This is a genomic window from Xanthomonas sp. F1 (assembly GCF_014199855.1).
This window is the reverse complement of sequence record NZ_JACHOK010000013.1, coordinates 91,032-99,888: the sequence shown is the minus strand read 5'-3', so window position 1 is coordinate 99,888 and position 8,857 is coordinate 91,032. Positions and strand designations below refer to the sequence as shown.

The following is an 8,857-nucleotide window of genomic DNA, read 5'->3' as shown; positions in this document are numbered from 1 at the left end:
GGACTTCCCGCACCTCCTCCGATGATCAGTCGGAAGACATGACGCCTGTTTAGGGGCGTCACGTCCAGATACAAGGAGCGGCTTCAGCCGCGACAGACGATCCAGGTGATGCGCGTCGCGGCTGAAGCCGCTTCTACACGAAACTTCCCCGCGGGCATCAGAGGCGTTCATCCACCGCGGTTTGCGGCGAGCGCCCGAGCAGCACGCAGATCGCGATCGCCGCCAGCGCGGTGATCGCTGCCAGCACCCGGGTGAGCGTGCCGAAGGCCGCGGCGTAGGCCAAGCGCAATTGCGCCGCGGACAGCGCACCGTCCTGCATGGATGCCGCCAGATCGCCGGCGACCAGCCGCTGCGCGGTGTCCGCCAGGACCGCGTGCGGCAGCAGCGGCGCGACCGCGGCCAGCCGCATCTGTAGCAACGCCGCCAGCAAGGCCGCCACGCTGGCCAGGGCGATGCCTTCGCCGGCCACGCGCAAGGTGCCGAACAGACCGGCGGCCATGCCGGCGCGTTCGGTCGGCACCACGCTGACCGACAGCGCATCCATCAGGCCCCAGGGCAGAGCGGTGCCGGCGCCGATCAGCAGCAGCGCCGGCAACGCCTGCGCCGGAGGGCGCGCACCCAGCCAGCACAGGCCGGCCGCGGCCGCCGCCAATCCGGCTGCGGACAGCCAGGCCGGTGCGATGCGCTGCGCCAGTGCGGCGGCCAGGCTCGGCACCAGCAGCATCGGCGCCGACAGCGCCAGCAGCGTCAGGCCGGCGCTGGCGGCCGGCGTGCCGTCCACGCCGATCATGCGCAACGGCAGCAGCACCAGCAGCACCACGTAGCTGTAGCAGGTGGCGACCGGCAGCAACTGCACGCCGACGAAGCGCCGGTAGCGGAACAGGCTCAGGTCCAGCAGCGGATGGCGGCGGCGCCGTTCGATCCGCACGAAGGCGAGCAGCAGCAGCGCGGCGGCACCGAGCAGGGCCAGCGTCACGGCGTTGCCCCAGCCGCTGTGGGGACCCTGGATCAGGCCGGCGGTGAACAGCGCCAGCGCCGCGCTGAAACACAGCGCGCCGGCGCGGTCCGGCGGACCGGCGGCCGGACCGCGCGAGGCCGGCAGCCAGCGCGCGGCCAACGTCCATGCCAGCGCCGCGACCGCGGCCACGCCGACGAAGATCGCGCGCCAGCCGAGCCGTTCGCTCAGGGCGCCGGCGGCCAGCGGGCCGAACGCCAGGCCGGTGCCGAAGGTGGTGCCGAGCAGGCTGAACGCGCGCGTGCGCGCCACGCCGGTGTACAACTGCGCCAGCGCTGCGGTGCCGGCGGCGAGCGCAGCGGCGGCACCGACGCCCTGCAGCGCCCGCCACAGGTCGATCGCCGCGACCGAGCCGGCCACGGCCACGGCCAGGCTGGCGCTGGCGAACAGCGCCAGGCCGGCGAGGAACACCCGGCGGCGTCCATGCCGATCGGCGAGCGCGCCGGCGGCCAGCAGCAGGCTGCCGAAGCTGAGCATGAAGGCGTTGGTGATCCAGGCCAGGGCCAGCGCGCTGCCGCCCAGGGCCGCGCCGATCGCCGGGGTGGCGACGGCGCCGCCGGAGAAGTTCAGCGGCAGCGTCAGAGCGGCCAGGCACACCGCGGCCAGGGCGGCGCCGCGGCGCGGCAGGGGGATGGAACGGGAGGTCGAAGCGGAGGTCATCGGAGCGACTCTTGCGGCGGATGCCGGGACGCCACTAGAGATACCGAGGCGGCAATTCGCGAAAAAGACCGCGATTCTCCGGACTTTGCGGAATGGAACGCTCTAATATCGCCGCATGGACCGCCTCACCGGCATCGTTGCCTTCGTTCGTGCCGCCGAGCAGCGCAGCTTCGTCGGCGCTGGTCGCGTGCTCGGCATCTCGGCCTCGGCGGTGGGCAAGAGCGTGGCCGCGCTGGAGCGCGAACTCGGCGTGCGCCTGCTGCAGCGAACCACCCGGCGTATCGCGCTGACCGCCGAGGGCGCGCTGTTCCTGGAGCATTGCCAGCGCGTGCTGGCCGACCTGCGCGAGGCCGAGGACGCGCTGGCGCAGACCCGGCAGGCGCCGCGCGGGCGGCTGCGGGTCGGCCTGCCGACCATCGGCTACCGCTTCCTGGTGCCGTTGTTGCCCGAGTTCCGCCAGCGCTATCCGGACGTGGAGCTGGACCTGGAGTTCGACGACCGCGTGGTCGACCTGCTCGAACACGGCCTGGATGCGGTGATCCGCAGCGGTGTGCAGGCCGACTCGCGGCTGCTGGCGCGGCGCCTGGGGCCATTCCGGTTCTGCCTGTGCGCGGCACCGGACTACCTGCGCCGCCGCGGCGTGCCACAGACCCCGGCGCAGCTGGCCGCGCATGACGGCGTGTTGTTCCGCGTGCCCGGTACCGGCAAGCCGCAGGACTGGCCGCTGGCGGAACCGGCGCCGCTGCCGCCGGCGGTGCTCACCTGCAACAACATGGAAGCGGTGCGCGCGGCGACGATCGCCGGCATGGGCATCGCCTGCATGCCGGCGTTCCTGGCGCAGGACGCGCTGGCCGACAGCCGCCTGCAGTCGGTGCTGGACGCGCACATGGCCGATGGCGGCGCGTTCTTCGTGGTGTGGCCGTCACGCCGGCAACTGTCGCCGAAGCTGCGCGTGTTCGTGGATTTCCTGGCCGAACGCCTGTTCCGCGCCGAGTGAGGCCACATCGTCCGTCGCGCGGCGCGCGTTGTCGCAGCCGCTGCGCCGCTGCACCGGCTAAAATGCGCGGGTGGATGTCTCTCATTTGCTCGACGATCTGAACCCCGCCCAGCGCGAGGCCGTTTCCGCAGCGCCCGGCCACTATCTGGTCCTGGCCGGCGCCGGCTCCGGCAAGACGCGCGTGCTCACCCATCGCATCGCCTGGTTGCACCAGGTGCATGGCGTGCCGGTGCACGGCATTCTGGCGGTCACCTTCACCAACAAGGCCGCGGGCGAGATGCGCCACCGCGCCGACCTGCAGTTGCGCAACGGCAGCCGCGGCATGTGGATCGGCACCTTCCACGGCCTGGCGCACCGCCTGCTGCGCCTGCACTGGCAGGACGCGAAGCTGCCCGAGAGCTTCCAGGTGCTCGATTCGGACGACCAACTGCGGCTGGTCAAGCGCGTGGTGCAGCAGCTGGAACTGGACGAGGGCAAGTTCCCGCCCAAGCAGATCGTGTGGTGGATCAACCAGCAGAAGGACGAGGGCCGCCGCGCCCAGCATATCCAGCCGGAGCCGCGCGACGAGTGGGTGACCACCCTGCGCAACGCCTACGCGCTGTACCAGGAGCGCTGCGACCGCGCCGGCCTGGTCGACTTCGCCGAACTGCTGCTGCGCGCGCACGAACTGCTGCGCGACACCCCGGCGTTGCTGGCGCACTACCGCGCCCGCTTCGCCGAGATCCTGGTCGACGAGTTCCAGGACACCAACGCCATCCAGTATGCGTTCGTGCGCGTGCTCGCCGGCGACAGCGGCCACGTGTTCGTGGTCGGCGACGACGACCAGGCGATCTATGGCTGGCGCGGCGCCAAGGTCGAGAACGTGCAGCGCTTCCTCACCGATTTCCCCAGCGCGCAGACCATCCGCCTGGAGCAGAACTACCGCTCCAGCGCCAACATCCTCAATGCCGCCAACGCGGTGATCGCGCACAACCCCGACCGCATCGGCAAGCAGTTGTGGACCGACTCGGGCGACGGCGAGCCGATCGACCTGTACGCGGCCTACAACGAGGTGGACGAGGCGCGCTACGTGGTCGAGCGCGTGCGCCAGTGGGTGCGCGACGGCGGCAGCTACAGCGAGGCGGCGGTGCTCTACCGCAGCAACGCGCAGTCGCGCGCGTTCGAAGAGGCGCTGATCGCCGAACAGGTGCCGTACCGGGTCTACGGCGGCATGCGCTTCTTCGAGCGCGCCGAGATCAAGGACACCCTGGCCTACCTGCGCCTGGTCGCCAACCGCGCCGACGATGCGGCGTTCGAGCGCGCGGTGAACACGCCGGCGCGCGGCATCGGCGACCGCACCCTCGACGAGGTGCGGCGGCTTGCACGCGCGCAATCGCTGTCGCTGTGGGCGGCGGCGCAACAGGCCGCCCAGCAGGGCGGCGACCTGGCCGCACGCGCGCGCAACGCGCTGGGCCAGTTCCTGGGCCTGATCGAACAACTGGCCGGGGAAGTGGCCGGGCTGCCGCTGCCCGAACAGATCGACCAGGTGCTGGCGCGCTCCACCCTGCGCGAGCACTGGAGCAAGGAGAGCCGCGGCGGGCTGGATTCGGAATCGCGTACCGACAACCTCGACGAACTGGTCTCGGTGGCCTCGCGCTTCGTCCGCGCCGACGGCGACGAGGATGCCGACGAAGGCCGCCAGGCGATGACCGAGCTGGTCGCATTCCTGGCCTACGCCTCGCTGGAGGCCGGCGAAGGCCAGGCCCAGGCCGGCGAGGAGGGCGTGCAACTGATGACCCTGCACTCGGCCAAGGGTCTGGAATTCCCGATCGTGTTCCTGGCCGGCATGGAAGACGGCCTGTTCCCCAGTGCGCGGTCGCTGGAAGAGAGCGGGCGCCTGGAGGAAGAGCGGCGCCTGGCCTACGTCGGCATCACCCGCGCCCGGCACAAGCTGGTGCTGAGCTACGCCGAGTCGCGGCGCATCCACGGCCAGGACAATTACAACGTGCCCTCGCGCTTCCTGCGCGAGATCCCGCGCGAGCTGCTGCACGAGGTGCGGCCGAAGGTGCAGGTGTCGCGCAGTGCCTCGCTGGGTGCGCCGCGCAGCATGGGGCACAGCGTGATCGAGGCGCCGGCGATCAAGCTCGGCGCCAACGTGCAGCACCCCAAGTTCGGCGGCGGCGTGGTCATCGACTACGAAGGCAGCGGCGCGCATGCCCGCGTGCAGGTGCAGTTCGACGAGGCCGGCGCCAAGTGGCTGGTGATGGCGTACGCCAATCTGACGGTGCTGTAGACCACATCCTGCATTCCTGAGCGGCGTGCTCGGGAATTCGCCGCAGGCGCCGGCGTTGCGTTTTCGCCGCCCAACTGCGTGCCGCGGTGAGCGGCCTGCGCATGCTGGCTCGCCGCTGTCGCAGCTTTCCCGCAGGCACATTGGCGGATCCCAACCGCTGGCCGGCCAACGCTGTCAGGGCTGCGCAGATCCCGCGGTCGCGCCTCCGCTCATCCATGCCGACGACCGCTCACGTGCCGTGCCCCCCGTTCGTCATAGGTCGCTGGAGTGCGCTGTGCGGGCGCGCCAGCCTTGCCCCACATCACCAAGGGGAAGGCGCATGACACATCGTTTGGCATGGTTGTTGGCAACGGTTCTGGCCATGGTCGGCACGGCGCATGCCGCGGCGGGCGCGGTCGCCGCGCAACCGGAAAAGGACCTGGCCCAGGCCGCCACGGCCTTCTTCAAGGAGGCCGGGCCGGGGGGCGTGGTGCTGGTGACCCGTGGCGATCGGGTCCTGCTGCGCCATGCCTATGGCCTGGCCGACGTGGAGAATGGGGTGGCGATGCAGCCGGCGTCGGCGTTGCGTCTGGCATCGGTCACCAAGCAATTCACGGCGGTGGCGGTGCTGCAACTGGTGCAGGCCGGCAAGCTGGAGCTGGATGCGACGCTGCTGTCGCTGGACCCGGCCTTGAGCGGCCCATTGGCGAACGTGACGGTCCGCCAGCTGCTGACGCAGACCTCGGGCATCAAGAACGTCAGCAGCATCCCCGCCTCGCGCGCCGCGCGCCGCGAGGACACCGACGCCATGCACCTGATCGGGTACTTCCGGGATCTGCCGCTGGAGTTCGTACCGGGGACGCGGTTCCGCTACAGCAATTCCAACTACATCGTGCTGACCCACCTGATCGAACGCCTCACCGGCCAGCCGTATGCGGCCTACCTGCAGCAGGCCATCTTCCAGCCGCTGGGCATGACCCACACGCGCTACGACGATCACCTGGCGCTGATCCCGCATCGCGCCCACGGTTACCGTCGTGCCGGGCAGGCGCTGCAGAACGCGGACTTCATCAGCATGTCGCAGCCGCAGGGCGCCGGCGGCCTGATCAGCACCGTCGACGACATGGCGATCTGGCACCGCGCGCTGCGCGACGCGAGGCTGCTGCCGGCGGCGGCGATCGCGCAGGCCATGGCCAAGACCCGGCTCGCCGACGGCAGCCTGTCGCCGTATGGCTTCGGTTGGATCATCGGCCAGGCGAACGGCTTGCCGGACGTGGAGCACGGTGGCTTCATCAACGGCTTCAACAGCTACGTGGTGCGCATCGGCGAGCCGGATGTGTTCGTGGTGGTGCTCACCAATGCCGAATTCCTGGATCCCACCACCCTGGCCGTGCGCCTGGCGGCGATGGCGGCAGGGCGGCGGTATCCCGGCACGGACCCGGCGCATGCGCTGCCGCCAGGCCGCATCGGGCAGTACCGGTTCGCCGACGGCGCCCGCGCGCTTGCGCAAGTGGACGGACGTCTGCAACTGCAGCGCGAAGGTGAGGATGCGCTGCCGCTGCAGGTGCATACGGATGGCCGCTACTATCTGGACGGCGGATTGGATGCGGTGAGTTTCGGCCAGGACCGCGACGGCCGGCCCACGATGACCCTGCACGACCGGCTGATGGGCGACAGCACCGGCGTACGCGAGGCGGATGCGGCTACAGGCTCAACAGCTCCCTGAAACGTGCGCTCTGCCGCCGCGACACCTCCACCTCCACGCCGCCGCGCAGCGTGAGCAACAGGCCACCGTTGCTCCACGGCGCCACCTGCTCCACGTAGTCGAGATTGACGATGTACTTGCGGCTGGCGCGGAAGAACTTCTCCGGCGCCAGCTGCGCCTCGATCGCGCCGAGCGGGCGGTACAGCAGCGGCGCGTGCTGCAGGAAATGCACGCGGCTGTAGTTCCCGACCGCTTCGATGACCCGCACATCGCGCGGCTTGACCAGGAAGCAGTGCTCGCCGTCCTTGATGAAGATGGCGCTGTCCATCGAACGCCGCACCGGGCTCGCCGGCATCGACTCGGACAGCTTCTGGATCGCCTGCGCCAGCCGCTGCGGTTCGATCGGCTTGAGCAGGTAATCCACGGTGTTGAACGCGAAGGCTTTCAGGGCGTAGGCATCGAAGGCGGTGGTGAAGACGATGCGCGGCACCTGTGACAGACGTTCGAGCACGTCGAAGGCGTTGCCGCCGGGCAGGTCGATATCCAGGAACACCACATCGGGTGCGGCCGTTTCGATCAGCGTCACCGCCGCCTCCACATCGGCGGCGTGGCCGACCACGCTCACCTGCGGATAGGCCTTGAGTTGATGCTGCAACTCGAAACGGGCCAGTTCCGAATCCTCCACGATGACCGCTTCGATCACGCCGCCGCTCCTATCCACACGCTGGCCACCACACACTGCTCTTCCTGGGCCAGGCGCAAGCCGGCGCCAGGCCCGAACGACAGCAGCAGGCGCTGCCGCAGGTTGTTCAAGCCGGTGCCTTGCCCGTCGTCGCGGCGCAACTGGCCGGTGTTGCGCACCTCCAGTTGCAGATCGCCGCGCTGCAGGGCCACACAGACCTGCAGATCGCCGCCGGCGCTGCTCGGCCCCAGGCCATGCTTGATCGCATTCTCCACCAGCAACTGCAGGCAGAAGCGCGGCACGCGCACTGCCAGCGCCTGCGGGTCCACCTGTTCCCGGTAGCGCAATCGCGCCCCCAGCTGCAGGCCGACCAGGCCCAGATAATCGCGCACCACCTCGAGCTCCTCGCGCACCGACACCAGGGCGTCGTCGCCGCCGGAAAACTGATAGCGAAGCGTGGCGGCGAAGCGGGTCAGTTGCCCGCGCGCCGCCTCCGGGTCGATCAGGATCAACGCGCGGATGTTGTTGAGCGCATTGAAGGCGAAATGCGGGTTGAGCTGGCCCAGCAGGCGCTGCAACTGCGCGTCCTTCAACGCCAGTTGCAGATCGCGCTGGGTGCGGGCCGCCTGCTGCAGCCGGGTCTGCCGGCTGATGGCCAGGTACAACAGGCTCCAGGCGATATAGGCCACGGCCAGCAGCGGCGCGCGCGCCATCGCCGGCTGCGCGTGCTGCAGCGCCGTCAGGGCCGGGCTCAGCCCTGCGCCTAGCCACAGCAGTGCATACACCAGCAGATCGATCGTCACCGCCGCCAGCACGCTGGCGGCAAACAGGATGCCCAGCCAGCGCACCTCGCCATAGCCATCGGCCTGCAGCCGCCGGTAGATCCAGCGCAACGCCAGGCTGCCTGCCAACCCGGCTGCACTCAGTGCGAGCGTCGCCATGAACTGCAGCGAATCGGCGACCGCGGCTTCGCTCGGGCGGGCCACGTAGGCGATCGCCAGGAACAACGACCAGCCGAACGCTTGCAGCAGCCAGAACTTGGGCGTCACGGGGCATGTCCGGTCATCGGGCCGCTACTGTAGCGCCGTTGCCGCACGCCCAGCCATTGAGGCGTGTGCTGAAGACGCCGAAGTGGACCGCCGGGGATGCCGAACTGGTTGGGTTCCTGGCCTACACCTCGCTGGAGAGCTGCGTAGGCCAGCACCAGGCTGGCATGCGCCGCGCCCGGCGCGTGCGTCAGTGTGACGACGGCGTGGCAGACGCCGCGACGCAAGTGAAGTAATTGGTGCGCATCGTCGGCGTGCCGTCCGGCGCGAACGCGGACACGGTTTCGGTCATCGAGCGTCCGTCCGCGGCGACGGCGGGTCGAGGCCACGCTCCTGTCCTTGGACAGCATCATCACCAGCACATTGGGCGCGGGCATCTGCAGCGCGAAGACATCGGCCTGGAAATTGTTCTTCACCGGCGTGGCGCGGCCATCGAGCGCGGCGACGCCTTCGGCATGCATGGTGCCGCCTCCCTGTTCGGCAATGTCGACCTTGACCGCC

The 8,857-nt window shown here is 70.1% G+C and carries 7 protein-coding genes; 3 read left to right on the top strand and 4 right to left on the bottom strand.

Going from position 1 to position 8,857, the window contains the following annotated elements; genetic code table 11:
• Window positions 1-157: 157 nt before the first annotated feature.
• A complete protein-coding gene (locus GGR71_RS19905) occupies window positions 158-1,675 on the bottom strand; it encodes an MFS transporter (protein ID WP_160958373.1) in 1,518 nt (505 codons plus the stop codon).
• A 115-nt stretch (window positions 1,676-1,790) separates the two neighbouring features.
• Between GGR71_RS19905 and GGR71_RS19900 the strand changes: the two genes are divergently transcribed.
• The 3 genes from GGR71_RS19900 to GGR71_RS19890 all read left to right on the top strand — a co-directional run bounded on the left by GGR71_RS19900 (window position 1,791) and on the right by GGR71_RS19890 (window position 6,649).
• Window positions 1,791-2,672 carry a LysR substrate-binding domain-containing protein gene (locus GGR71_RS19900; RefSeq protein ID WP_160958370.1) on the top strand — a complete coding sequence of 294 codons (882 nt, stop codon included), beginning with the start codon at window positions 1,791-1,793 and terminating at the stop codon, window positions 2,670-2,672.
• 70 nt (window positions 2,673-2,742) lie between these two features.
• The gene (gene uvrD / locus GGR71_RS19895) at window positions 2,743-4,944 is read left to right on the top strand and encodes a DNA helicase II (protein WP_160958367.1); all 2,202 of its coding nucleotides are present in this window, start codon (window positions 2,743-2,745) and stop codon (window positions 4,942-4,944) included.
• Window positions 4,945-5,263: 319 nt separating this feature from the next.
• Window positions 5,264-6,649: a serine hydrolase domain-containing protein gene (locus GGR71_RS19890; protein WP_160958364.1), complete on the top strand. Its 1,386-nt coding sequence runs from the start codon at window positions 5,264-5,266 to the stop codon at window positions 6,647-6,649.
• On the opposite strand, the gene GGR71_RS19885 is transcribed toward GGR71_RS19890, so the two are convergent.
• The 3 genes from GGR71_RS19885 to GGR71_RS21240 are packed head-to-tail and all read right to left on the bottom strand — an operon-like array spanning window position 6,627 to window position 8,817.
• Complete coding sequence (locus tag GGR71_RS19885; RefSeq protein ID WP_160958362.1) at window positions 6,627-7,331, bottom strand: LytTR family transcriptional regulator DNA-binding domain-containing protein; 705 nt, start codon at window positions 7,329-7,331, stop codon at window positions 6,627-6,629. The genes GGR71_RS19890 and GGR71_RS19885 overlap by 23 nt on opposite strands.
• Window positions 7,328-8,359, bottom strand: coding sequence for a sensor histidine kinase (locus tag GGR71_RS19880; RefSeq protein WP_343160795.1), 1,032 nt, complete (start codon window positions 8,357-8,359; stop codon window positions 7,328-7,330). Before GGR71_RS19880 ends, GGR71_RS19885 begins: the two co-directional genes overlap by 4 nt.
• Entirely contained in the window at window positions 8,356-8,817 is a 462-nt protein-coding gene (locus GGR71_RS21240) for a hypothetical protein (protein ID WP_237474273.1), read from the bottom strand. The genes GGR71_RS19880 and GGR71_RS21240 overlap by 4 nt, the downstream gene beginning before the upstream one ends.
• Between the last annotated feature and the right edge of the window lie 40 nt (window positions 8,818-8,857).

Excerpts from the sequence above, each read along its gene's own strand:
- GGR71_RS19905 (WP_160958373.1), bottom strand. The coding sequence starts at position 1,675 with ATGACCTCCGCTTCGACCTCCCGTTCCATCCCCCTGCCGCGCCGCGGC.
- GGR71_RS19900 (WP_160958370.1), top strand. The coding sequence starts at position 1,791 with ATGGACCGCCTCACCGGCATCGTTGCCTTCGTTCGTGCCGCCGAGCAG.
- GGR71_RS19890 (WP_160958364.1), top strand. The coding sequence starts at position 5,264 with ATGACACATCGTTTGGCATGGTTGTTGGCAACGGTTCTGGCCATGGTC.
- GGR71_RS21240 (WP_237474273.1), bottom strand. The coding sequence starts at position 8,817 with ATGCATGCCGAAGGCGTCGCCGCGCTCGATGGCCGCGCCACGCCGGTG.